The following is a 23,656-nucleotide window of genomic DNA, read 5'->3' as shown; positions in this document are numbered from 1 at the left end:
GGACGGAGGCGGGCGTTTTCGGTCAGAGAGTGACGGTGGTGCCGGTGGTGGCGCTGCGGCGGGCCGCGTCCAGGACCTCCATGGCGCGGACCGAGTCCCACGGGTCCACCGGGAGCGTGCCGGTGCCCTGGACCGCGGCGGCCACCGCCGGGTAGAACGTGTCCCAGCGGCCCCGGCAGCTCTCCACCGGCGCGCCGGTCGAGCCGCGGAACAGGTGGCCCCAGCGGTGCTCCGGCTCGACGCCCCAGCGGTCGCCCATCAGCTTCGGCGTCTTGCCCGCCTTGAGCAGGGTCTCCTGGTAGTCGAGCTCGGGGGAGATGTACGTGCCGGCGGTGCCGGTGACCCGGAAACGCGGGCCGGGGCCGGCCTGGCGCCACGAGCCCCACAGGTGCGACTCGGCGCCGCCGGTGTGATGCAGGGCGATGAAGAAGTCGTCGTCGAGGCCGCCGTCGGGGCCGTGGACCTCCGCGTGCACCCGCTCGGCCGGGCCGTTCAGCTGGAGCGCCTGGTCGACCAGGTGGGAGCCGAAGTCGAGCAGGGTGCCGCCGCCGGCCGCGCCGGGCAGGCGGTCCGGCGCCCAGCGCTCCACCCGGGACTCGATGCGCCGGATGTCGCCGAGCGACCCCTTCTCCGCCAGCTTGCGGACGGTCAGGAAGTCCGAGTCCCACCGCCGGTTCTGGTAGACGGTGAGCGGGACCCCGGCCTGCTCGGCGGTGGTGACCAGCTTGCGGGCGGTCTCGGCGTCCAGCGCGAACGGCTTGTCGACGACCACCGCGAGCCCGGCCTCGATCGCCTCCAGCGCGAGGGTGGCATGGGTGGCGGCGGGCGTGGAGATCGCCACCGCCTGGACCCCGTCGGCGGCGAGCGCGGCGATCGAGTCGTACGCCTCCACGCCGGGGAGCTGCGCGGTGACCTGAGCCCGGCGCTCGGGGGAGGTGGTGACCACGCCGACGAATTCGATGTTCTCAGCCGACGCGATCAGCGGCGCGTGGAAAACTCGGCCGCCGGTGCCGTAGCCGACCAGCCCGAACCTAACCCGTTCGATCATGTCCGGAAGTTTTGCACATCAGTTGCCGGCCTGTTACCTGTGATTCCGCCGGTTACGTGTGATACACGGAACATCACTGTGCGTACGGCTTGATGATCTGGCCGATCCGTGTGCGGATCGCGCACACTCGTCGCTTGATCTAGCGAAAGAGCAGGTGCCGCCCCTGTCGGATGGATGACCTGAACCGGTCTTCCGGGGTGTACCGGATGAACAATTGCGGGATGGAACCCGCGCAGAAGGACCGGACGCCCTTTTCCGACATCGACGCCCTCTCCGCGCAGATGTCCGAAATCGTGCTCGACGCGATCGTCGCGATGGGCCGGCATCCGGAGATCCAGCGGGTTCGCCGGGTCGCCTTCGACTCGCTGCGCCCGGCCACCGGCCAGCGGCTGCTCGACGCCGGGTCCGGCACCGGTGAGGTGGCCCGGCTGCTGGCCGCCCGGGTCGGCGCGCCCGGCGAGGTGGTCGCCGTCGATCACTCGACGTCGCTGACCGCCGCCGCGCTCACCCGGCACGACGGCAGCAACGTGCGGTACACGCTCGGTGACGTCCGCGCCCTCGACCTGCCCGACAACCACGTCGACGGCGTCTGGTGCGAGCGGGTGCTGCAGCACGTCGAGGGCGCCGACCAGGCGATCGCCGAGATGATCCGGGTGACCCGGCCGGGCGGCCGGATCTGCCTGGTCGACACCGACTGGGACTCGCTCGGGTTCGACGGCATGCCGGCCGGGCTCGGCGAGGCGGTGCTCGCGCACGTGCGCAGCCACTTCATCCCGCGGCAGCAGGACATGGGGCGCACGCTGCGGCGACGGCTGGTCGCGGCCGGCCTGAGCCGGGTGGCCGCGACCCCCGTCACCTGTCTGTTCACCACCCCGGCCTCGGCCGCGGTGGTGCTGCCGATGGTGAACCCGCGGGTGCCGGCGGAGAGCTGGGCCACCCCGCCCGGCCTGCGCGACGAGTGGCTGGCCAGTGTCGACGCGGCCGGGGCGAGCGGCACCTTCCTGGCCGTGCTGACCATCTGGGTGGTGGCCGGCACGGTCCCCGGCTGACCGGCGTGTCGATTTCGGGCGCCAGGGACGGCCGAAATCAACACGCCGGCTTTCAGCCGACGGGCTGCATGCGGTGGAGCAGGCGGTCCAGCGGCATGCTGGCGAAACTGATCCGCACGTCGCTGGAGGCGTACGGCAGCCAGAACCGCCCGTCGTGGACGAGACCGCCGCAGGAGTAGAGCACGTTCGGCACGTACCCCTCGCGTTCGATCTCGTCCGGGTCGATCAGGCCCTGCGGCAGGTCGGCGATCACCCGGGACGGGTCCGCCAGGTCGAGGAGCATGGCGCCGATGGCGTACCGGCGCATCGGCCCGACGCCGTGGGTCAGCACCAGCCAGCCGGCCTCGGTCTCGATCGGCGAGCCGCAGTTGCCGACCTGGATCAGGTCCCAGCCGCGGTGCGGGACCAGGAGCGGCGCCACGTGCTGGTACCGGTGCTGCTCGTCGCGGACGCACAGCCCGAGGGTCTCGCCGTCGGAGCGGCAGAGCGCGTACTTCTTCCCGTTGATGTAGCGCGGGAACATCGCCATGCCCTTGTTGCGCGCGGCCGGCCCGTGCAGCGTGGTGACCTCGAAGTGCCGCAGGTCGCGCGTGAAGATCACCCGGCCGGCGATGTTGAAGCCGTCGTAGGCGGTGTACGTCGCCTGGTACGCCGTACGCCCGTCCGGGTCGAGCACCTGCACGAACCGGGCGTCCTCCATGCCCTTGCTCTCGGTCGGCGTGGACGGCCAGAGCACCCGCTGGTGCAGCGGGGTGGTCACGTTGAAACTGACCGCGTAGTCGGCGCCGACGATCCGCCGGATCGCCTCCAGGGCCGTCGGGGTGGTGGGCCGGGACAGCAGCTCCGGCGGCAGGTGCCCGAGGATCTCCTCGAACTCGTGGTCGTCGTAGCGTTCCGGCAGGGCGGAGAGCACGTACGCCGAAGCCTCGTTGTCGATCTCCTCCTCGGCCAGCGCCGCGCACAGCTGGTGCCGCATGTGCTTGGCGCCGACCCGCTGACCGATGATCAGCGGCCCGTCCCGGTCCTCCAGGCGGATCGCGGCGCCCGGCCCGAGGATGGCGCTGCAGAACCCGATCGACGAGATGTGCCCCTCGCCGATCTGCCGCAGGCTGATCGCCACCCGCAGCTCCCCGGCCAGCAGCTCGCTCTGGTCCGGGTGCGGCACCATCGACGGGTTGCAGAGGGCGGCGGCCTCGACGGAGAACTCGTGGCTGACGTACGCGCCGATCAGTGTCCGGGCCGCCGGGGACAGCTCGATCTCGTTCGGCACCCGGTGCTGGACCACCTCGTAGTGGTGCTGGAAGACGCCGAGGATGTCGTGGTGCCGCCCGGAGAAGCGGTTCAGCACGTCGTCGAGCAGCGCGTTGATGTCGCTCTCGTCGAGCTGCAGGATCCGCTCGATCAGGCTGGACGTCCGGTTGTAGACGAGGTTGCCGTCCTCGCCGGGGACGAACAGTTTGATCACGACGCGCCGGGCGTCCGGCGCCATGGTGATGTTGTGACGGGTGATGTCGGTGGTGTTCACCGTTGCTGTCACGCTAGGCCGCCTGATGGTCGGGTCGCGCTCCGGTTCGCCAGCGTGCGGGCATGCTGCAGCGTGGCGACGAGCGCGAGGGTGGATTCGGCTCCTTGGTTCAGATTAGGACCATCTGCCGTCAATCCGTCATAACATCCGCCAGTCTCAGCGTCGTACATCTTCGTCCCGGTGTCGTTGTCCCCCAGAAACCACGCGATGGACTGGAAGAGCGGGGCGTCCCAGTACTCGTCGCCGGTGACCGCCGCGGCGGTGGCGCAGGCGTCCGCCACCGCCGCCGCCTCGATCGGCTGCTGGTCGAACCGATGCCGGGGCGCGCCGGGCCGCCACCCGCCGACCGGGACCGTGGACAGGTGGCCCTCGTGCTGCTGCATCCCGCACAGCCAGGTGAGCATCCGCAGCCCGTCCACCAGCAGGCCTTCGTCGCCGAGCAGGTCACCGGCGTCGATCAGCACCTCCGCCAGCGCCGGGTTGGCGTAGGTGAGCTCCGGTTCCGGCCACACCCAGGCCGGGTCGGAGCCGGGTACGCCGATCACCGTTGCCGCGTCGGCGAGCAGCTCGGCCACCGCCGGATCGTGCGGCCCGGCGCGCAGCACCTCGGCGGCGCCCAGCCCGGCGAACGCCATCGCCCGCGGCCAGCTCGACCGGCACCGCAGGCCCTGCCGGAACGCGGTCATCGCGTCCCGGCGGATCCAGGACGACGGGCCGCGGGCGGCGGCGGCGCCGAGCCCCCACATGGCCCGGCCCCACCAGTCGCCGGTCGACGGCTCGTCGGTCCAGCGGCGCTCGTAGCTCATCCGGTTGCGGAACGCGCCGTCGGCGCCCTGCGCGTGGGTGAGGAACGCCAGGTAGCGCTCGGACAGCCGGACCAGCTCCGGGCCGGGGTGCGGCTCGCGGACGGCGACCAGCAGGCCGCGGGACACGTCGTCGACGCAGTAGCCGTGCTCGCGCCGGACGATCCCGTCCCGGGCGTGCTCCAGCAGGCCGGTGTCGTCGGAGAGGCGCAGGACGTGGTCGAAGCGGGGCCCGGGCACGCCGGACAGCCGGATGGGCGGCGGGAGCAGCCGCAGCGTCTGCGCCATGCCTAGGCGGGGATCGTCGCGGCCGCGAGCGGCCGGCGGTCGGCGATCAGGCGGGCGGCCAGGGACTGGTAGCGCGCGGCCACCGCGGGCCAGCGCAGCGTCGGCCCGCCGGCCAGGCCGGTGAGCCGGCCGGGCATGCCGGGTTCGGCGATCACGTGCCGGATCGCCATCGCCATCGCCTCCGGGTCCTGGTGGGGCACGAGCAGGCCCGGCCCGTCCGCCAGCAGCTCCACCGCGTGCGGGAACTCGGTCGCGACCACCGGCACCCCGGCCCCGACCGCCTCGATCAGCACCCCGGAGGTGACCTGCTCGGTGGAGTCGTACGGCAGCACCACCGCGTCGGCCGAACGGATCAGCCGGGACAGGTCCGCCGGGGACAGGTACACATCGGACCAGCGCACGCAGTCGTCCACCCCGAGTTCGGCGGCCAGCTCCCTGAGCGAGTCCCGGTAGACGTCGCCCTGCTGTTCCAGGACCTTCGGATGGGTACGCCCGGCGACCGTGTACATCGGCCTCGGCCGTACGTCACCGAGGAACGCCAGGGCCCGCAGCGCCCACTCGATGCCCTTGCCCGGCCCGAGCAGCCCCCAGGTCAGCAGATGCGGCCGGTCGTGGTCCTCCCGGGGCGTGCCGCTGTGGCTGCCCGCCCCGTGCGGGATCACCGAGATCTTCCGCGGGTCCACGTCGTAATGGGTGGTGAGCCGCTGCCGGGCGGTGTCGGTCATGGTCACCACCGCGTCGGCGGTCGCGCCGATCTGTTCCAGCACGTCCCGCTGCAGGGGGTCGGGGCTGGTCAGCACGGTGTGCAGGACCACGATCGAGGGGATCCGCAGGGCCCGCAGCACCGGCAGCACCTCGGCGCCCGCGTCCCCGGGGTAGATGCCGTACTCGTGCTGGAGGATCGCGGTGTCGAAACGGTTCAGCGCGGTGGCGGCGGCCACCCATCCGCCGGGCCGGTCGGTGTTCCAGGTGTGCACGACCCGCGGCGCGGCCCGGTCGAGCGCGATCCCTCCACTGGTGTCGTCGCCGGCGACCAGGCGTACCACTCCCGATCCGCCGGCGCCGCCGGTGAGATGCGTGGCGAGTGCCGCATTGAATGTCGCCAAACCGCATTGAGTGGGGGGATAAGTGCTCAAAAACCCGTATGTCGCGGGCATGACTGGGCCTTTCTCCTCGGCCGGGCTGCATACCCGCAGCACGGACTCAGCGCGCGCGGGCACGGTGCCGTACACCGCGGGTGAACGGCGCAAACGGGAGCCAGGGAATAGGGCCGTTTAACGCGAAATTCACATTGCGACGTTAACAAGATCCAGCTAATCAACTGATGATTTTTCGGTAAATCGTCAGATACTCCTCGACCATCCGATCCGCCGAGAACCGCTCCCGCGCACGCGCCGAACAGGCGGCCCGGTCGAGGCCGGCGATCCGTTCCACCGCGGCCACCGCCTCGTCCACCGAATCCACCAGCCGCCCGGTCACCCCCTCGTCCACGACCTCCGGCATGGAGCCTTTCCGGTACGCGATCACCGGCGTGCCGCAGGCCATCGCCTCCACCACGGAAAGCCCGAACGGCTCGGCGAACCGGATCGGATGCAACAGGGCCGCTCCCGAACCGAGGATCGTTCCGCGTTCGCCCGGCCCGACCGACCCGAGATAGACCACGCGCTCGCCGTCGATCAGGGGTTCCACGCGTTCGGCGAAATAGTCGCTGTCCTGCACGATTCCGCACATCACCAGGCGCCGGCCGGCCCGCCGCGCGATCTCGATCGCGATGTCGGTGCCCTTGTCCGGGTGGATCCGGCCGAACAGGATCAGGTCGTCGCCGCCGTCGGCGTGGAACGGCAGCCCGTCCAGGTCGACGCCGTGATACACGGTGGCCAGGTACTCCAGGCCGGGCGAACGGTCGCTGTCCGAGATGGAGACGAAGTGCGACCGGGCCCGCCGGTACGCCGGCAGGATGTTCGCCCCGGAGAACCCGTGCACGGTGGTGAGCATCGGCGCCCGGCAGTGCGCCGAGAACGCCAGTGGCAGCCAGTCCAGGTGATTGTGGATGAGGTCGAACTCACCGGACCGGGCGAGCGCGTGGCTGACGTGGATCGCCTCCCACACCCGGCCGTCGATCCCGGGGTCCTCCTCGTACCCGGCCCGCACGACGCCGTCCAGGGTGGCCTTCGTGACCGAGTCCAGGGTCGCGAACAGCGTGACGTCCACGCCGCGGGCGGCGAGTCCCTCGGCGAGGAGGCTGGTGATCAGCTCCCACGGGCCGTAGTGCACCGGCGGGGTACGCCAGGCGATCGGGCCCAGCAGTGCGATCTTCATGACAAATACGAAAAGTCGGACGTAAGCACCCGCCCAGTATGCCCGTCGCCACCGCCCGCCTGTTAGAACTTCAACTTCGATCGATATCCGATCTGGAAGGAAGTCATGAGACCGAGGCATCTGGGACGGGGCGTCCTCGCGATCCTGCTCGGCGTGACGACGGTGGCCATCGGGGGTTCCCCGGCCGCCGCCGCGACGCCGGTGTCGGTGATCGACGCCAGCACCTTCACGCTCAAGACCGACCCCGCCCTGTGGCGCGACCACGCCACGAACATCGCGGCGGTGGAGGCCAGCGGTGCGGTGACACTGAACACGACGGTGCAGGTCGCGACGTCGAAGCAGCACGTGGGGGTGCCGAGGCTCTGCCACGACACCGGGCTCTACTCCACGTACGGCCCGGACGGGTTCTGCTGGGACGCCACCGACGACAAGAGCAGCAACTACAACACCACGACCGGCGGCTGGGTGCCGCAGGGGCTGACCGCCAGCCACGACGGCGACAACACCACCGGCACCATCGACGGCCACCACATCTACGCCGCGTCGTGGTACTACGGCATCAACCAGAGCAAGGACGAGTTCACCCGGATCTCGCTGGTCGCCAACACCGGGAGCAGCACCTCGTACGGTCACGTCCTGCTCGTCGAGCCCACCGCCGGCGGCGGTTTCCGGGCCGTCAAGGGCAACCACGCCGACGGCATCTCCTGGTACGGCAACAAGCTGTTCGTCGCCGACAGCGGCTGGCTGGAGGTGTACGACCTCCGGCACATCTGGCGGATGAACAGCCTCACCGAGACGGTCGGCCGGACCGGCGCCACCTCCTCGGCGCGCTGGCACCAGTGGGCGCTGCCGATGATCGGCAAGTACTGGACCGGCACGACCGGCGTGTACGGCTGCTCGACGGTGACCGGCGCGCAGCCCTGCCTCAGCTCGCTCAGCCTGGACCGGACCGGCGCGGACGCGCTGATCTCGGTGGAGTTCCTGGCCGGCAGGGCGGGTGGCCGGATCATCCGCTGGCCGCTGAACGCCACGACCGCGCTGCCCCGCGCCGACGACGGCAGCACGTACGGCACCACGACCGCCGCCGCGGCGTACAGCTCGCCGATCTGGGACATGCAGGGCGCGGCGGCCGACGCGAACCACCTGTACATCAGCGGCAGGTGCCCGACCTGGGTCAACCCGGACAACCCGACCAGCGCGGACGCCTGGTCGTGCATCCACCGGGCGAGGATCGGCTCGGCGCCGAGCGTGCTCACGCCGGCCCCGCCGCTGCTGCAGAACCTGTCGTACGCGCCGCTGTCCGGCCGGCTCTGGGGCCTCAACGAGCGGATCAACACCAGCGTGGGCAAGCGGGTCGTCTTCTCCATCAAGGTGCCCGCCTAGACGTCGCGAGCCGGGCCGGGTGACCGCGTATCCCGGTCGCCCGGCCCGGTCCGGACTTCTGCGTTAAGTTACGAAAATGGGCTCTGAGGCGTGGTGGAAGACAGCCGTCGTGTACCAGATCTACCCGCGGAGCTTCGCGGACTCCAACGGTGACGGGATGGGCGACCTGCGCGGCGTCATCGAGCATCTCGATCATCTGGCCGAGCTCGGCGTGGACGTGCTCTGGCTGTCGCCGGTCTATCCGTCGCCGCAGGACGACAACGGCTACGACATCAGCGACTATCAGAACATCGAGCCGCTCTTCGGTGACCTGGCGACCTTCGACGAGCTGCTGGCCGGCGCGCATCAGCGGAACATGAAGATCGTCATGGACCTGGTGGTGAACCACAGCTCCGACGAGCACCAGTGGTTCCTGGAGAGCCGGTCGTCCAAGGACAACCCGAAGCGGGACTGGTACTGGTGGCGGCCGGCCCGGCCCGGCATGGAACCCGGCACGCCCGGCGCCGAGCCGACCAACTGGGGGTCGGTGTTCGGCGGCTCGTCGTGGGAGTACGACGAGAAGACCGGCGAGTACTACCTGCACCTGTTCTCGCGGAAGCAGCCCGATCTCAACTGGGAGAACCCCGAGGTCCGGCAGGCCGTGTACGCGATGATGCGCTGGTGGCTGGACCGGGGCGTGGACGGCTTCCGGATGGACGTCATCAACATGATCTCCAAGGCGGTCGGCGCGGACGGGTCGCTGCCCGACGGCAGGCTGTCGGTCGGGTCCGCGTACGCCGACGGCTCCGCCGCGTTCATCGGCGGCCCCCGCCTGCACGAGTTCCTCCAGGAGATGCACCGGGAGGTCTTCGCCGGCCGCGACGGGCTGCTGACCGTCGGCGAGATGCCCGGCGTCACGGTCGACGAGGCCCGGCTGCACACCGACCCGGAGCAGCACGAGGTCGACATGGTCTTCCAGTTCGACCACGTGTGGGTGGACCGCGGGCCGGACCCGTGGCTGGTGGTCCCGCTGCAGCTCACCGCGCTGAAGGCGATCCTCGGCCGGTGGCAGGCCGGACTCGCCGACGTGGGCTGGAACAGCCTGTACTGGAACAACCACGACCAGCCGCGGGTGGTCTCCCGGTACGGCGACGACAGCCCCGCGCACCGGGCCGCGTCGGCGAAGATGCTGGGTACGGTCCTGCACCTGCACCGTGGCACGCCCTACGTCTATCAGGGCGAGGAACTCGGCATGACGAACTACCCGTTCGGCGGCATCGACGAGTTCCGCGACATCGAGGCGCGGGGGCAGTACCGTCAGGCCGTCGAGCTGGAGGGCCGTACCCCCGAGGAGGTCCTGACCGTCCTGCGGGCGCGGGGCCGGGACAACGCGCGCACGCCGATGCAGTGGGACGCCTCGCCGCACGGCGGCTTCACCACCGGCACGCCGTGGCTGCCGGTCAACCCGAACCACACGCTGATCAACGCCGAGGAGCAGCGCAGCGACCCGGACTCGGTGTTCCACTGGTACCGCCGGCTGATCGAGCTGCGCAAGACCGAACCCGCGGTGGCCCACGGCGACTTCACCATGCTGCTGCCGCACGACGAGCGCCTGTACGCCTTCACCCGCCGCCACCGGAACACCGAGCTGCTGGTGATCGGCAACTTCTCCGGCGAGTCCGCCCGCGCCGACATCGACGGGTGGGACGGCGCGGAGCTGCTGCTCGACAACCTGGTCTACCCGCCGGAGGGCCTGAACCTGGCCCCCTGGCAGGCGGTCGTCTATCGCCGCTCGGTCTGACGCATCATCGCGCCGAGCGCGGCGAGCGTGATCCGCCGCCCGGCCAGCCGGCTGGCGCCCATCATGATCCGGTTGCGGGCGCCGGTGATCAGGCTGGGCGGCGGGTTGCGCCGGTCCAGGGCCTTGATCGCCAGGTCGACCACGGTGTCCGCGGACATCCGGCTGGTCCCGCCGTCGGCGCCCTGACCGGCCACGTCGAAGAACTCGGTGGCGGTGGCGCCGGGCGACAGCGCCATCACGCGCAGCCCGGTGCCCCGCGACTCCGACCACAGCGCCTCGGTGAAGCTGAGCACGTACGCCTTGGTGGCCGCGTAGACCGCCAGGGTCGGGCTCGGCTGGTAGCCCGCGATGCTCGCCACGTTGACCAGGACGCCGCCGCCGTGCGCGCGCAGCCGCTCGATGAACGCCCGGCTGATCTCGGTCAGGCTGGTCACGTTGAGGGTGATCTCGTCGGTGATCCGCTGCGGTTCGGCCTCGTGGAACAGCGTGTGGGTGCCGAACCCGGCGTTGTTGATCAGGCTGGTGACGTCGAGCCCGCGCTCGGCGACGGCGGCGGCGAGCTTCGTGCCGGCGCCCGGCTGTGCCAGGTCCATCGTGATCGGGGTGACGGTGACGCCGTGCTGTCCGGTCAGGTCGGCGGCCAGGGCCTCCAGGCGGTCGGCGCGGCGGGCGACGAGGACGAGGTGGGAACCGCGGGCGGCCAGGCGGCGGGCGAACAACGCGCCCAGCCCGGAACTCGCGCCGGTGATCAGGGTGGTCTGGTTCCGATAATCGACGGCCATGGGCGTCACGCTATGCCTGTCTGGCACCGAGTGTCAATCAGGCATGGCGTGTTAGGGTGCGGGCATGTCGCTCTGGTCCCGGACCCGCACCGCCGTTCACGGCGAGATCACCCGGACCGCGATGGATCTCTTCCTCACCCGTGGTTTCGACGCCACCACGATCGACGACATCGCGGCCGCCGCCGGCATCTCCCGGCGCTCGTTCTTCCGCTACTTCGGCACCAAGGAGGACGTCGTCCTCGGCGACCTCGCGGCCCGCGGCGAGCTGATCAAGCAGGCCTTCGAGGCGCGCCCCGACGACGAGGAGCCGTGGACGGCCCTGTGCGCGGCGCTGCACAGCGTCAAGGACGCCGCCTACGAGACCGAGGAGGAGATGCTCAAGGTCTTCCGGATGGTCCACCAGACCGCCTCGCTGCGCGCCCGCAGCATCGAGAAACATCTGCAATGGCAGGCGCTGCTCACCCCCGAGGTGCGGCGGCGGCTGGGCGCCGACCCCGAGAAGACCTCGGACGTACGGGCGGAGGCGCTCGTCGCCTGCGTGCTGACCTGTCTGGACGTGGCCGGCGAGGCGTGGGCGCGACGCGACGGCGACGTGCCGCTGGAGGACCTGTTCGACGCGGCGGCGGCCGCCGTGCGGGGCGTCTGAGCGCTCAGCCCACCCGTACGCTGCCGGGGGAGACGCCGAAGGCGCGTTGGAAAGCACGGCCGAAGGCCGCCTCCGACTGATAGCCGAAACGGTGCGCGACGGCGGAGAGCGGTTCGCCGGTCGACCGCAGGTGGGTCCGGGCGGACCGCACCGCCACTCCGCCAGGTACCGCATCGCGGGCTCGCTGACCAGCGCTGCTGACCTTCGCCGAGATGGCGGCCGGGACCCGCGCGACTTCGCCGCCTTCTGCCGCGCCGCCGCCCGACCGGCGTGTGGTCCTGGTGACCGCCCGGATCCTGCTGACGGGGGCCGGCTCACCCGATCGGCCGCTGCCGCCGGAGCGGGGGGATACCTGATCACCGCGCTGTCCGGCTGCTCGGCCTGGCTCTCGACGGCGACCCCGGCGAGGATCTCCTGGTCGCCGCGGCCGTCGAGTTCGCGCTGGGCCTGGCCTGCGCCGCGCCGCTGTGGACCCGATCGGGGATAGGCGGTGGTGATTCGGGTATTCGGCGTGTATGACCAGTCATGTGGTGCGGAGGCAGGGGCGGGTTTCGCCGTGGTTGGCGCTGGCCGGGTTCGGGGCGGCGGTCGCCGTGGCGGCGCTGCTCGGCGGGCTCGGGGTGGCCGGGACCGCCGACGAGTACCGCACCCTGAACCAGCCGTCGTGGGCGCCGCCGTCGTCGGTGTTCGGGCCGGTCTGGACGGTCCTCTACGCGATGATCGCGGTCAGCGGCTGGCTGGTGTGGCGGCGGACCGGCTGGTCGGCGGCGCTCAACTGGTACGCGGCCCAGCTCGTCCTGAACGCGCTCTGGACGCCGATCTTCTTCGGCTTCGGCCAATACGGCCTCGCGCTGCTGGACATCGTGGTTCTCTGGGTGCTGATCGGTGTCACGGTGTGGAAGTTCCGGCCGGTGTCGAAGGTCGCGGCCGGGCTGCTGCTGCCGTACTGGGCCTGGGTCACGTTCGCCACCGCCCTCAACGCCGCCATCTGGCTCAGCAACTAAAAATCTGAGCTTTTTTCGCAGAACTCCCCATCTGTCCCGGTAGTTACCGGCAAGGTGGCTGAGGTCACCGGTGACCTCATCCGAACCCTTCTGCCGGTGGCCGGGGGAGTTCACATGCGCCGCAACCGGCTGACCGCACGTCTCGTCGCCGCTCTCGTCGCCGCCACACCGGCGATCGCCGTCGCCGTCACCGGGGGCGCCGTCGCCGTCCGGCACGCCGGCCCCGCGCCGGACGCCGCCCGGCCGGCGCCCGTGCTGCAGACCGTCGCGCTGACCGACGGCACGCCCGGCGCCGTGCCGGTGCTCCTCGTCGCCGGGCGGGCGGCGGAGCGGCCCCGGACCGTCCAGGTGCCGCAGCGGTCCACCGCGCCGTTCAGCCTGGTCGGGGTCACCTGGTCGGACCCGCGGGTGCGGCCGTCCGGCATCCTCGAGATCCGGGCCCGCAAGGCCGGCACCACGACGTGGACGCCGTGGCAGCCGCTGGAGACCGACAACCCGGACGCGTCGGCCGGCGCCGGCGGCCCCGGGACGCGCGGTGCGAGCGACCCGCTCTGGGTCGGGCCCTCGGACGGCATCGCGGCCCGCGTGATCACCACCGCGGGCAGCGGCCCCCTCCCGGACGGCCTGCGGGTCGATCTGATCAATCCGGACGCGCCCCCGGAGCCGGGGGTGCGGCTGGTGGCGGCCCACCGCGACGCCGGGCCGGCCGCGAGCAGAGGGCCGGCGCTGCCCGCCCGGCCGGTGCCGCCGCTCGTCACCCGGGCCGGGTGGCGGGCGAGCGAGACGCTGCGGAAACCGCCGGAGTACACCGGGCCGGTCCAGGTGGTGTTCGTGCACCACACCGCCAGCGGGAACGACTACGACTGCGCGCAGTCGGCGAGCATCGTCCGGGGCATCGAGAGCTTCCACATCAGGAGCAAGAAGTGGAACGACATCGGCTACAACTTCCTGGTCGACAAGTGCGGGCGGATCTTCGAGGGGCGGGCCGGCGGCGTGCAGCGGTCCGTGCTCGGGGCGCACACGCTGGGCTTCAACGAGAACGCCAGCGCGATCGCGGTGATCGGCGACTACCGGTCCGCGCCGGTTCCGGTGGCGGCGAAGGCGTCGGTGGCGCAGCTGGCCGCGTACAAGCTGGGGGCCTGGGGGAACGCGCCGCTCGGCCGGGCGCGGATGGTCTCCGGGGGCAGTGACCGGTTCGCCAGGGGTAGCGCGGCGATGCTGCACCGGATCTCCGCGCACCGCGACACCGGCCGCACCGAATGCCCGGGGACCTCGCTCTACGGCCAGCTCGGCTGGATCCGCTGGGTGGCCGGCGCGGCCCCGTCCGGTCTGAGGGTCACCGGGATCCGGGGCGCGGTCACGGCCGGCGGCAGGCACTTCACCAAGGCGTGGGCGGGCACCACGTGGTCGCTGGGCACCCCGGGCCGGATGCTGGACCGCTTCGAGGTGTACATCGACGGGCGCCTGACCGTCGGCGCCGTCGCCACGAGCCGGCTGTCCTGGGTGAAGCTGGAGCCGGGCGAGCACACCGTGTCGGTCCGGGCCGTGCACCTGTCCGGCCGGCACACGACCATCGCCGCGCGGGTGGTCGCCGACCCGGTGCCGCCGGTGTTCGGCGCCGCGCCGCGGGTGTCGCTGCTCGCCGGGACGGTCGGCGCGGCGGTGCCGGTACGGGTCGGCTGGGCGGTCACCGACTCCGCCTCCGGGGTCAGCACGGTACGCGTCAGCGGCGCCGACACGGCGAGCCTGTCCGGGGCGTCCCGGGCACTCGACGCGGCGGCCCGGATCGGGGACGCGGCGACGTGGACGGTCAGCGCGACCGACCGGGTGGGGAACAGCGGGAACGCGTCGGTGACCCGTACGCCCGCGGTCCTGAACGAAGCGCAAGCGACGCGGACCGGAACCTGGCGGCACCTCGACGACCCCGGCCATCTCGGCGGCGCAGCCGTCGCCGGATCGGTTCCCGCCGCGGCGATGAGCTGGACCTTCACCGGCAGCTCGGCGGCGCTGGTAGCCGGCCGGACGATGACCTCCGGCCGGGTCCGGGTCTCTGTCGACGGCGACTTCCAGGGCGTCGTCGACCTGCGATCGCCGGCGGCGAAGTACCGGCAGGCGGTGTGGACGCGGACGTGGCCGGCGACCGGCAGGCACACCGTCACGGTGCAGCCGGAGGGCACCGCGGGCCGGCCGTCGGTGGCGCTGGACGGCCTGGTCTACCTGCGCTGAGCGGTGAGAGCCGGATAGTCACTCAGGGTGATCGCATCGGCCTTGGCGAACTCCTTCGCGACGATCCGCCGGGACGGCCACCGGGTCATCATCCGGGTGCTGAGGGCGCGGACCGCGATCATCGCCCGGGACCGGGGCGCGGCCATCCGCATCCCGCCCGGCGGCAGCGCGATGGCGTCGGCCACGTAGCCGGCCATCTCCCGCTGGTACGCCGCGAACGCCTGCTCCGGGTCGGTCGCGGCGGTCAGCTCGCCGGCCAGCACGTACGCGCCGACCAGGCTCAGGCTGGTGCCCTTGCCCGCCAGTGGTGACCCGCAGTAACCGGCGTCGCCGAGCAGCACCACCCGGCCGCGCCACCAGCGGTCCACCGTCACCCGGTTCAGCGAGTCGAAGTAGAAGTCCGGTGCGCCGGGCATCGCGGCCAGCAGCGACTCGACCCGCCAGCCCGCGCCGGACAGCCGCTCGGTGAGCAGCCGTTCGGCCTCGGCGCGGGACACCCGGTCGAACGCGGCTGCCGGATTCAGGAACGACAGCGAGGCCTTGGCGGTGCCGCCGGTCTCCGGCCGCAGGTAGGCGCCCCGGCCACCGGGCGCGGAGTACATCTCCAGCCAGTGGTCGAGGTCGCCCGGGTCGGGGACGGTGAAATACGAGGTGTAGCCGCCCAGGTAGCGCACGAACTCCCGGTCCGGCCCGAACGCCAGCCGCCGGGTGCTGGAGTGCACGCCGTCCGCGCCCGCGATCACGTCGAAATCCCCGGTCGCGCCGCTCGCGAACGTCACCCGGCCGCCGTCGATCGCGGTGATCCGGTCGCCGAACCGGTAGTCGACGCCACCGGTCGCGTCCAGCAGGATCCGGGCCAGGTCACCGCGGGCGATCTCGATCTCGGCGACGATGCCCTCGCCGCCGAACGCGTCCGCCGGGACCTCCGCGAGCCGCCGGCCCTTCGTGTCCACCAGGGCGAAGCCGCGCTCGTCGACCTGCTTCGCGCGGATCCGCTCGCGCAGGCCCATCCACTCGACGACCTGCCGGGCGGCGCCGCGCACGTCCACCGCGTGTCCGCCCGGCCGCGGCTCGGCGGTCCGTTCCACCACTGTCACGTCGGCGCCGGCCCGGTGCAGCCAGAACGCCAGCGCCGGCCCGGCGATCCCGGCCCCGGAAATCAGAACACGCATTGTCCCCGCCTCCTGCGTACTGTGTACATCGATGTACTAGACGCTAAGTGACTGGTGTGGGGAAGGCGAGCCGCACTAGTACAGGGAGGCAGGTGTACTACCGTGTACCAGGAGATCGCCGCGGACATCCGGCGCCGCATCGAGGACGGCACCCTCCGGCCCGGCGACCGGATCCCGTCGGCCCGGGCGATCACCCGCGAATGGGGCGTCGCCATCGCCACGGCCACCCGGGCGCACGCGGCACTGCGCGACGAAGGGCTGACGGTGGCGCGGCCCGGGGTGGGCACGGTGGTGGCCGGGCCCGTACCCCCGAAGGATCGTGATCTGAGCCTGGGCCGGATCGTCGCGTCCGCGATCGCCCTCGCCGACCGCGACGGCATGGCCGAGCTCTCCATGCGCCGCATCGCCACCGACCTGAACGTGGCGACCATGTCCCTCTACCGCCATGTGCCCAGCCGCGACGATCTGGTCCTCGCCATGATCGACGCGGGGCTGGGCGAACTCCGGGTGCCACCGCGGTACAGCGGCGACTGGCGCACCGACCTGGACCGGTGCGCCCGCGCGCTGTGGGAGATCTTCCAGCGGCACCCGTGGCTCGGCCCGTCGATGTCGATGACCCGTCCCCAGCCGGCGCCCAACGCGCTGCGCCTCGGCGAGTGGATCATGGGCGCGCTGAACCCGCTGAGGACGCCGCTCACCGACCGGCTCCTGGTTCAGGTGACGCTGTTCAGCTTCGTGCGCGGGGTGGCGAGCGGCCTGGAACCGGAGGCGCAAGCGGTCCGGGACACCGGGCTGAGCGACGACGAATGGATGGAACGGCAGGGCGGTGCCTTCGCGCGGTTCGCCGCTCAGCATCCCGCGCCGCACTTTCAGGAGCTGGTCAAACCCGACCTGGACTTCGAGTTCGACCTGAACGTGCTCTTCGAGTTCGGCCTCGCCCGGTTCCTCGACGGGCTCGACGTGTGGATCAACCGCCGATCGTGAGCACCACCTTGCCGCGGCCGTGCCGGGACTCGACCACCGCGTGCGCCTCGGCGACCTGCTCGAACCGGAACGGGCGCACCGGCATCCGGACCTTCCCGGCGGCGGCCAGGGCGATCACCTCGGCGAGCAGCGCCGGGGAACGGCCTGCCCGGACCACCGCCGCGCCGTGCTCGGCGGCCGCCTTGTCGTCGACGATCGTGCCGACCCGCTGCGGCGCGACGCCGAGCGCGATCGATTGCGCGATCGCCTCGCCACCGGCGGCGTCGAGGGCGACGGTCGGCTTCCGGCCGGTGGCGCGGACGGCTTCGACCAGATCCGCGCCGTACGCGACCGGAGTCGCCCCGAGCTCCCGCAGATAGTCGTGGTTGCCCGGGCTCGCCGTCCCGATCACCGTCGCGCCGGCCAGCACCGCGAGCTGGGTGGCGACCGTGCCGACACTGCCGGCGCCCGCGTGCACCAGCAGCACGTCACCCGCCGTCACACCCAGCTCCCGCAGGGCGCCGGCCGCGGTCTGGGCGGCCGCGACCAGCCCGGCCGCGGCCGGGAAGTCCAGGCTGTCCGGCTTGACGACCACGTTCCCGGCGGGGACGGTCAGCAACTCGGCGACACCGTTCAGCATGGTGGAACCGAGCACGGCGTCGCCCGGCCGGAGCGTCATGACGCCCTCGCCGACGCTCGCCACCACACCGGCGTACTCCTGGCCGATCTGCTGCGGGAACACGGCCCTCACCCACGGCATCCGGCCGCGCCGGACGGCCACGTCGAACGGCTGGACACCGGCCGCCCGGACCCGGACCAGCACCTCGCCCGGACCGGGGACCGGATCGGGCAGCTCGGCGATGTGGAGAACCTCGGGCGGACCGTAACTCTCGAACACGGCAGCTCTCATGCGCGCAGTCTGCAAGTTGAATCCACGTTGAGGTCAAGCGTTCCGCACGCGGCCGCTGCGACCGTCGAGCCATGACGACACCCGCTGACATCCTGGGCGAACGCCTGTTCGGCGCCCTCCTCGGCGCCCTCGAACTCTGCACCGTCGAACTCGGTCGCGAGCTCGGCCTCTACACCGTGCTGCGGGACGGCCCGCAGACCCCGGCCGGGCTCGCCGCAGCCGCCGGCATCGACGAACGGTACGCCCGCGAATGGCTCGAACAGCAGGCCGCCGCCGGGTTCCTGACCGTCACCTCCGCCACGTTCGCGCTGGCCCCGGGCGCCGCCGAGGTGCTGCTCGACCTCGACGGGCCGGCGTACGCGGGCGCGGCGGCCGAATTCGCCCTCGGCGCGGCCCTGCTCACCCCGCGCGTCATCGACGTGTTCCGGACCGGGGCGGGCGTGCCGTACGCCGCATACGGCCACATCCGCCACGGCATCGCCGGATTCAACCGGCCCATGTTCACCCACCTGCTCACCGGCACCTGGCTGCCGGCCGTCCCGGAGATCGAACAGCGGCTGCGCGCCGCCCAGCCCGGCGCCCGGGTACTCGACCTCGGCTGCGGCATGGGGCACTCGTCGGTGGCGCTGGCCCGCGCCTACCCGTCGATCACCGTGCGCGGCGTCGACCTCGACGAACACTCGATCGCCGAGGCCCGCAAGGTGGCGGCCGACGCCGGGGTCGCCGACCGGGTCTCGTTCGTCTGCGGGGACGCGGCCACGGCCGCCGGCACGTACGACCTCGTCACGATCTTCGAGGCCCTGCACGACATGGGCGACCCGGCCGGGGTGCTGCGCAACGCGCGAGGGCTGCTCGCGCCGGGTGGCAGCGTCCTGATCGCCGACGAACGGGTGGCCGACGAGTTCACCGCGCCGGCGGGGGAGGTGGAGCGGCTCCAGTACGCGTTCAGCGTCCTGCACTGCCTGCCCGCGACCCGCGCCGAGGATCCGGTCGTGGCCAACGGGACGATCCTGCGGGCGCCGACGCTGCTGGAGTGGGCGCGGGCGGCGGGCTTCACCGCGCCGGAGGTGCTGGACGTGGAGAACGACTTCTGGCGCTTCTACCGCCTGCGCTGATTGTCCGGTTGTCGATTCGGGGTTGCACCGGCCCCGAGGGACGGGCCTACCGTCATGAACATGTTGGTGCGGGTGCTGGGACCACTCGAAGTGGACGGTGACGACGGGCCGGTCGTCCCGGCCGGCGCCGCCCAGCGCATCGTCCTGGCCGCGCTCGCGCTGCGCGCCGGCCGGCCGGTCCCGGTCGCCGAGCTGGTCGACGCGCTCTGGCCCGACGATCCGCCGCCGTCGGCGCGCAACAGCCTGCAGTCGCACGTGACGCGGCTGCGGGCCCGGCTCGGCGTGCCCGGCCTGATCAGCCTGGAGCCGGCGGGCTATCGGCTCAACCTGCCCCGGGACCGGGTCGACGCCCTCCTCTTCGAGGACCTGGCCCGGTCCCGGCCGGGCGAGGCGATGGCGTTGTGGCGGGGGCCGCCGCTGCCGGAGTTCCCGGACGAGCCGTTCCGGGGCGCCGCGGCCCGGCTCTGCGGCCTGCACCGGGGGGTGCTGGCGCGGCATGCGGCTTCGCTGCCGCCGGCCGACGCCGCCGACGCGTTGCGGCAGGTGGTGGACGCGGATCTCGGCTGGGAGGAGGGGGCGGTCGCGCTCGCCGGCGTGCTGACGGCGGCCGGACGCCGGGGCGAGGCCCTGGAGGTGCTGCGCCGCCATGCCGACGCGGTCGTCGACGGGTTGGGCCTGGACCCCTCCCCTCGGGTTCGCGACCTGCAACTCGCCATCCTCCGCGGTGACCCGCTGCCCGGTTCCGGTCACGCGCCCGCGGCGGAGGTTCGGCCGTCACTCGGGGCCGGCATCGACACAGCCATGAGAGCCGGCCGGCCGCTGCCCGGCTGGTCCGCGGCCGCCCCGGACAGTGGACGGGACCCTGTCCGGGGCGTGCCCCTCCGGTTCTCCTCTTTCCTCGGCCGTGAGCGGGAGCAGCGGCTTCTCGCCGCGCTTCTCGCCGAGCCGGGCCCGGTCTGCGTGATCGGGCCCGGCGGAGTGGGGAAGACCCGGCTGGTCACGGAGACCGTGCGGACCGCCACCGGGGTCGCCTGGGTGGACGCGGCGGATGTGCGCGCGGACGATTTCGTGGCCGCCGTCGCGGTCGCGGTCGGCGCCCGGGTGACGCCGCACGACGATCCGCTCGCGGTGATCGCCGCGGCGGCCGGCCGGCACCGGGTGCTGGTGCTCGACAACTGCGAGCACGTGCTCGGCGTCGCGGCCGCGCTGGTGGAGGCGCTGCGCGGGCTGCGGGTGGTGGTGACCAGCCAGGAGAGCCTCCGGGTGGACGGCGAGCGGATCCTGCGGCTCGGCCCGCTCGAACCGGCGGCGGCGCGGCGGCTGTTCTGCGAGCGCGCCCGGGTCCCGGAGTCCGGCCTGGCGGCGGAGATCGTGGAGCGTCTGGACCTGCTGCCCCTCGCGATCGAGCTGGCGGCGACCCAGGCGGCCGCGCTCGGGGTCGAGGAGCTGCACGCCCGCCTCGACGACCGGCTCGACCTGCTGAGCCGCGGCAGGCGCACCGGAGACACCCGGCACCGGACGTTACGGGCGGTGGTGGAGTGGTCGTTCGGGCTGCTCGATGAGCCGTCGGCCGTGCTGCTGCGGCGCCTGTCCGTCTTCGCCGGTTCGTTCACCGTCACCGCCGCCGAGGCAGTCGCCGGGTCCGGGCCGGCCCGGGGGCGGGTGGCCGCGGTGCTGGCCGGGCTGGTGGATCGGTCGCTGGTGGTGCGGCACGGGCCGGGACGGTTCCGGCTTCTGGAGACCGTTCGGGCCTATGCGGCCGAGCAGGCCGCCGGTGACGTCACGGACCGGGCGGTGACCGAGGCCCGGCACGCGGCGGCGATGGCCGATGCGGCGGAGGAGCTCGACCGGCGGATGCGGGGCCCGGATCAGGCAGCGGCGGTTCGCGGGATCGACGCCCTGTTGCCCGACCTGCGCCTGGCGTTCGCGCGAGGGCCGGCCGAGGTGCGGGTCCGGCTGGCCGCCGCGATGTATCGCTACGGCTACCGCTGCCAGCAGTACGAGGTGCTGGCCTGGGGCCGCGCCGCACTCGACGGCCCGGCTCATCCGGACGCGCTGGCCGCCGCGGCCACCCACGCCTGGGGGCGTGGCGACCTGGACGAGGCGCGGGCCCTGGCCGGACGGGCCGACCCGCCGGGCGCGCCCGCTCACGAGGTGCTCGGTGACGTGGCACTGGTCGCCTGTGACGCGGAGACGGCGGCGGCGCACTACCGGGCGATGGATGGCGAGCCGGTCCACCGGGTCTCCGGGCTGGTCGGCGAGGTTCTGGTGCTGGCCTGGTCCGGCCGGGTGGACGAGGCGATCGCCGTGGCCGCCGACGCGGTCGCGCTGGCCGACGCGACCGGCAACCCGGGCGCCCGGGCGGAGGCGCGGTACGGTCTCGGCGAGGCCCTCGGCGACAGTGACCCGGAGCGGGCGCTGGAGCTGTTCGCCGAGGCGTCGGCGCTGGCGTCCACGGTGGACGACCGGCTCTTCCGGGCGGCTGCCGGCAGTGCCGCGGTCGCCGTCCGCAGCCGTCATGGTGATCCGGCGGCGGCGCTCGCCGAGTTCCGGGACGTGCTGCGGCTGTGGCGGCGGGCCGGCAACGACACCCTGCACGCGGCCGCTCTGCGCAACCTCGTCGTGCTGCTGGTCCGGGTCGGTGAGGACGAGGCAGCGGTACGGCTCGACGGTGCGCTGCCACCGGCCGCCGTCTATCCCGCCGAACACGCCCGGCTGGAACGGGCCCGGGCCGCCGCCGCGGAACGACTCGGCGCCGGCCGGGCGGCCGTGCTGCGCCGCCACGGCGAGCTGCTCGGCACGGCCGCGGCCACCACCGCGGCAGCGACGGCGATCGACGCGGCCCTGGCCCGGAAACCGCCGGCCCGGTCGACGCGGCCGCGGGGAGCGGTTGACAGCCCGCCCGCCGCAAGCTCGCTACGGTAAGCGGGTGTCTCAGATCCCGTGGTGGGGACTGCCCCTGGTGGCGGTCGTGTTCGCACTCGCCGGCGCCGCGGTGGCGCACCTCGTCGCCGCGCGTAACAACGACCTTCTCGACCGGACCCGCCGGGACCGGCAGTGGTACGACGAACGCAAGGACGCCTACTGCCGGCTGCTGGCCGCTTTCGAGCACGCCACCCACCGGCTGCGGGTGACGTTCGAGGCGGGGGAGAAGCCGCCGTCGGCCCTCAACTACGGCGATCAGATCGGGCCGGTGCTGATGCCGGTGCGGCTGCTCGCGTCCGGGCCGGTCCGCAGCGCCGCCCTGGCCGTACACCTGCAGTTGGAACGCCTGCACGGGGAGATGAATCCGGCCGGGGTGGTCGGGGTGCAGCCGCAGACCCACTTCCGTGAGCTGCTCGCCCAGGTGCCGCTGGTGATGCAGCAGTTCGAGGCGGCGATCCGCGACGAGCTGGGCATCGTGGACACCCCGCCGAAGCCTTCCCTGAACGGGCGCGCCAAGCTGCCGCGCCGGGCCGCCGAGTTCAGCGGGCCAGACCCAGAACGACGCTGAACAACAGCAACACGACCGCCGCGGCGAGGAAAGCCCACAGCAGGTGCCGGCTCTCCTCCCGCGGCGGTTCTTCGTCGTCCTCCAGCGGCGGCAGGTCGGCGGTGGCCTCGGCCAGGTCGCCGTGCGTGCGGCAGGCCAGGACACGGTCGACCCGTTCCGCGTATTCGTCGAGGGTGAGACGTCCCGCGGCCGCATGCGTTTCCAGCATTGCGACGACACGGTACCGTTCTGCATCGGAGGCCCGGGTGGTCGGTTCATTCACGGCGCCAGGGTAAGCCTCCGCGGCCCGTTCCCCCACCTCAAGGAGTCGACATGGCAACCCCTTCCGGGTCCAGCCTCCTCGTGATCGAGCGCCTGCTGCGCGATCGCGACGGCATCTGGCGGCAGATCATCGAAGAGCGTGACCTCAAGCAGCTCACCGGTCAGATGCTGGTCAGCTCGGCGCTGAGCCTGGCGCTGTACGGCGCGGTCCTGGGCTTCTCCAACAGCGCTCTGCAGGCCGCGGCGTCCTTCGTGAAGCTGCCGCTGCTGTTCCTGGCCACGCTGGCCATCTGCCTCCCCACGCTGTACCTGTTCAACCTGGTCTTCGGGGCGAAACTGTCGGTTCTCCAGGCCCTCACCCTGATCATGGTGACGATCACCGTGACCGCCGTGCTGACCCTGGCGTTCGCTCCGATCAGCCTGTTCTTCCTGATCACCGCGCAGAGCTACTCGTTCTTCAAACTGCTCAACGTGGCGATCCTGATCCTGACCGCGATGGTCGGCCTGCGGTTCCTGACCGCCGGCATGCGGGCGCTCAACGAGCACCAGGAGTCCGTGGCGGTTCCGGCCACCCCGGCCGCCTTGGCGCCGCCGCCCGCTGCCGTCCCGGCGGCTGACGGCACGCTGCTGACGGCCCGGCCGCCGGTTCAGGTGCGCTCGGTTCCCGCCACCCGGCCCGAGGGCTCGGCCAGCATGACGCTGCTCTACATCTGGATCCTGCTGTTCGGGTTCGTCGGCACCCAGCTCGCCTGGACGCTGCGGCCCTTCTTCGGCAGCCCGGGCCGGGACTTCGAGCTGTTCCGCAGCATTGGCGGCACGTTCTACGCGGACGTCCTGGAGACCATCGGCCGCCTGGTCGGCTGACAACTGTCTGCAAACGTTTGCATCG

Annotated in this window: 21 protein-coding genes; 11 read left to right on the top strand and 10 right to left on the bottom strand. The window is 72.5% G+C overall.

The window, feature by feature from the left end; genetic code table 11:
- Positions 1-22 precede the first annotated feature (22 nt).
- Positions 23-1,048: a Gfo/Idh/MocA family protein gene (locus ACZ3II_RS14030; RefSeq protein WP_465518024.1), complete on the bottom strand. Its 1,026-nt coding sequence runs from the start codon at positions 1,046-1,048 to the stop codon at positions 23-25.
- A gap of 221 nt (positions 1,049-1,269) precedes the next feature.
- Between ACZ3II_RS14030 and ACZ3II_RS14025 the strand changes: the two genes are divergently transcribed.
- Positions 1,270-2,097 (top strand): methyltransferase domain-containing protein, encoded by an 828-nt coding sequence (locus ACZ3II_RS14025; RefSeq protein WP_465518023.1) that lies wholly within the window; start codon positions 1,270-1,272, stop codon positions 2,095-2,097.
- A gap of 52 nt (positions 2,098-2,149) precedes the next feature.
- On the opposite strand, the gene ACZ3II_RS14020 is transcribed toward ACZ3II_RS14025, so the two are convergent.
- The 4 genes from ACZ3II_RS14020 to ACZ3II_RS14005 form a co-directional block, all read right to left on the bottom strand.
- Positions 2,150-3,634 (bottom strand): glycoside hydrolase family 130 protein, encoded by a 1,485-nt coding sequence (locus ACZ3II_RS14020; protein ID WP_465518022.1) that lies wholly within the window; start codon positions 3,632-3,634, stop codon positions 2,150-2,152.
- Positions 3,631-4,713 carry a glycosyltransferase gene (locus ACZ3II_RS14015; protein ID WP_465518021.1) on the bottom strand — a complete coding sequence of 361 codons (1,083 nt, stop codon included), beginning with the start codon at positions 4,711-4,713 and terminating at the stop codon, positions 3,631-3,633. The genes ACZ3II_RS14020 and ACZ3II_RS14015 overlap by 4 nt, the downstream gene beginning before the upstream one ends.
- A 2-nt stretch (positions 4,714-4,715) precedes the next feature.
- Positions 4,716-5,870: a glycosyltransferase gene (locus ACZ3II_RS14010; protein ID WP_465518020.1), complete on the bottom strand. Its 1,155-nt coding sequence runs from the start codon at positions 5,868-5,870 to the stop codon at positions 4,716-4,718.
- 160 nt (positions 5,871-6,030) lie between these two features.
- Positions 6,031-7,032, bottom strand: a complete 1,002-nt coding sequence (locus ACZ3II_RS14005; protein WP_465518019.1) for a glycosyltransferase family 4 protein — start codon at positions 7,030-7,032, stop codon at positions 6,031-6,033.
- Between the two features lie 105 nt (positions 7,033-7,137).
- On the opposite strand from ACZ3II_RS14005, the gene ACZ3II_RS14000 reads away from it, so the two are divergent.
- Both ACZ3II_RS14000 and ACZ3II_RS13995 read left to right on the top strand, forming a co-directional pair.
- Positions 7,138-8,415, top strand: a complete 1,278-nt coding sequence (locus ACZ3II_RS14000) for a hypothetical protein (RefSeq protein ID WP_465518018.1) — start codon at positions 7,138-7,140, stop codon at positions 8,413-8,415.
- A gap of 76 nt (positions 8,416-8,491) precedes the next feature.
- Positions 8,492-10,195, top strand: coding sequence for an alpha-glucosidase (locus ACZ3II_RS13995; RefSeq protein ID WP_465518017.1), 1,704 nt, complete (start codon positions 8,492-8,494; stop codon positions 10,193-10,195).
- On the opposite strand, the gene ACZ3II_RS13990 is transcribed toward ACZ3II_RS13995, so the two are convergent.
- Positions 10,177-10,977: an SDR family NAD(P)-dependent oxidoreductase gene (locus tag ACZ3II_RS13990; protein WP_465518016.1), complete on the bottom strand. Its 801-nt coding sequence runs from the start codon at positions 10,975-10,977 to the stop codon at positions 10,177-10,179. The genes ACZ3II_RS13995 and ACZ3II_RS13990 overlap by 19 nt on opposite strands.
- Before the next feature lie 64 nt (positions 10,978-11,041).
- Here ACZ3II_RS13990 and ACZ3II_RS13985 point away from each other — a divergent pair, with 64 nt between their 5' ends.
- Positions 11,042-11,623, top strand: a complete 582-nt coding sequence (locus ACZ3II_RS13985; RefSeq protein WP_465518015.1) for a TetR family transcriptional regulator — start codon at positions 11,042-11,044, stop codon at positions 11,621-11,623.
- Between the two features lie 4 nt (positions 11,624-11,627).
- Here the strand turns inward: ACZ3II_RS13985 and ACZ3II_RS13980 are convergent, their stop codons facing one another.
- Positions 11,628-11,774, bottom strand: a complete 147-nt coding sequence (locus tag ACZ3II_RS13980; RefSeq protein ID WP_465518014.1) for a helix-turn-helix domain-containing protein — start codon at positions 11,772-11,774, stop codon at positions 11,628-11,630.
- Positions 11,775-12,138: 364 nt separating this feature from the next.
- On the opposite strand from ACZ3II_RS13980, the gene ACZ3II_RS13975 reads away from it, so the two are divergent.
- Both ACZ3II_RS13975 and ACZ3II_RS13970 read left to right on the top strand, forming a co-directional pair.
- Complete coding sequence (locus tag ACZ3II_RS13975) at positions 12,139-12,627, top strand: TspO/MBR family protein (RefSeq protein ID WP_465518013.1); 489 nt, start codon at positions 12,139-12,141, stop codon at positions 12,625-12,627.
- 114 nt (positions 12,628-12,741) lie between these two features.
- Complete coding sequence (locus tag ACZ3II_RS13970) at positions 12,742-14,853, top strand: peptidoglycan recognition protein family protein (protein WP_465518012.1); 2,112 nt, start codon at positions 12,742-12,744, stop codon at positions 14,851-14,853.
- Here the strand turns inward: ACZ3II_RS13970 and ACZ3II_RS13965 are convergent.
- On the bottom strand, positions 14,841-16,025 hold the full coding sequence (locus ACZ3II_RS13965) for an FAD-dependent monooxygenase (RefSeq protein ID WP_465518011.1): 1,185 nt from the start codon (positions 16,023-16,025) through the stop codon (positions 14,841-14,843). The genes ACZ3II_RS13970 and ACZ3II_RS13965 overlap by 13 nt on opposite strands.
- 102 nt (positions 16,026-16,127) lie before the next feature.
- Here ACZ3II_RS13965 and ACZ3II_RS13960 point away from each other — a divergent pair, with 102 nt between their 5' ends.
- Positions 16,128-17,009: a TetR/AcrR family transcriptional regulator C-terminal domain-containing protein gene (locus ACZ3II_RS13960; RefSeq protein ID WP_465518010.1), complete on the top strand. Its 882-nt coding sequence runs from the start codon at positions 16,128-16,130 to the stop codon at positions 17,007-17,009.
- Here ACZ3II_RS13960 and ACZ3II_RS13955 read toward each other — a convergent pair.
- Positions 16,993-17,898, bottom strand: coding sequence for an NADP-dependent oxidoreductase (locus ACZ3II_RS13955; protein WP_465518009.1), 906 nt, complete (start codon positions 17,896-17,898; stop codon positions 16,993-16,995). The genes ACZ3II_RS13960 and ACZ3II_RS13955 overlap by 17 nt on opposite strands.
- A gap of 71 nt (positions 17,899-17,969) precedes the next feature.
- Here ACZ3II_RS13955 and ACZ3II_RS13950 point away from each other — a divergent pair, with 71 nt between their 5' ends.
- From ACZ3II_RS13950 to ACZ3II_RS13940, 3 genes are read left to right on the top strand one after another with little or no spacing between them, the layout of a single operon-like run.
- Positions 17,970-19,013 (top strand): class I SAM-dependent methyltransferase, encoded by a 1,044-nt coding sequence (locus ACZ3II_RS13950; protein ID WP_465518008.1) that lies wholly within the window; start codon positions 17,970-17,972, stop codon positions 19,011-19,013.
- 60 nt (positions 19,014-19,073) lie between these two features.
- Positions 19,074-21,938, top strand: a complete 2,865-nt coding sequence (locus ACZ3II_RS13945; protein ID WP_465518007.1) for an AfsR/SARP family transcriptional regulator — start codon at positions 19,074-19,076, stop codon at positions 21,936-21,938.
- Between the two features lie 4 nt (positions 21,939-21,942).
- Entirely contained in the window at positions 21,943-22,506 is a 564-nt protein-coding gene (locus ACZ3II_RS13940; RefSeq protein WP_465518006.1) for a hypothetical protein, read from the top strand.
- On the opposite strand, the gene ACZ3II_RS13935 is transcribed toward ACZ3II_RS13940, so the two are convergent.
- Entirely contained in the window at positions 22,478-22,768 is a 291-nt protein-coding gene (locus tag ACZ3II_RS13935; protein WP_465518005.1) for a DUF1707 SHOCT-like domain-containing protein, read from the bottom strand. The genes ACZ3II_RS13940 and ACZ3II_RS13935 overlap by 29 nt on opposite strands.
- Before the next feature lie 50 nt (positions 22,769-22,818).
- On the opposite strand from ACZ3II_RS13935, the gene ACZ3II_RS13930 reads away from it, so the two are divergent.
- Positions 22,819-23,631 carry a hypothetical protein gene (locus ACZ3II_RS13930; protein WP_465518004.1) on the top strand — a complete coding sequence of 271 codons (813 nt, stop codon included), beginning with the start codon at positions 22,819-22,821 and terminating at the stop codon, positions 23,629-23,631.
- Positions 23,632-23,656 lie beyond the last annotated feature (25 nt).

This window comes from Actinoplanes sp. NPDC019969 (assembly GCF_055562375.1).
The sequence above is the reverse complement of the archived record's forward strand: the minus strand, read 5'-3'. Positions and strand labels throughout refer to the sequence as shown.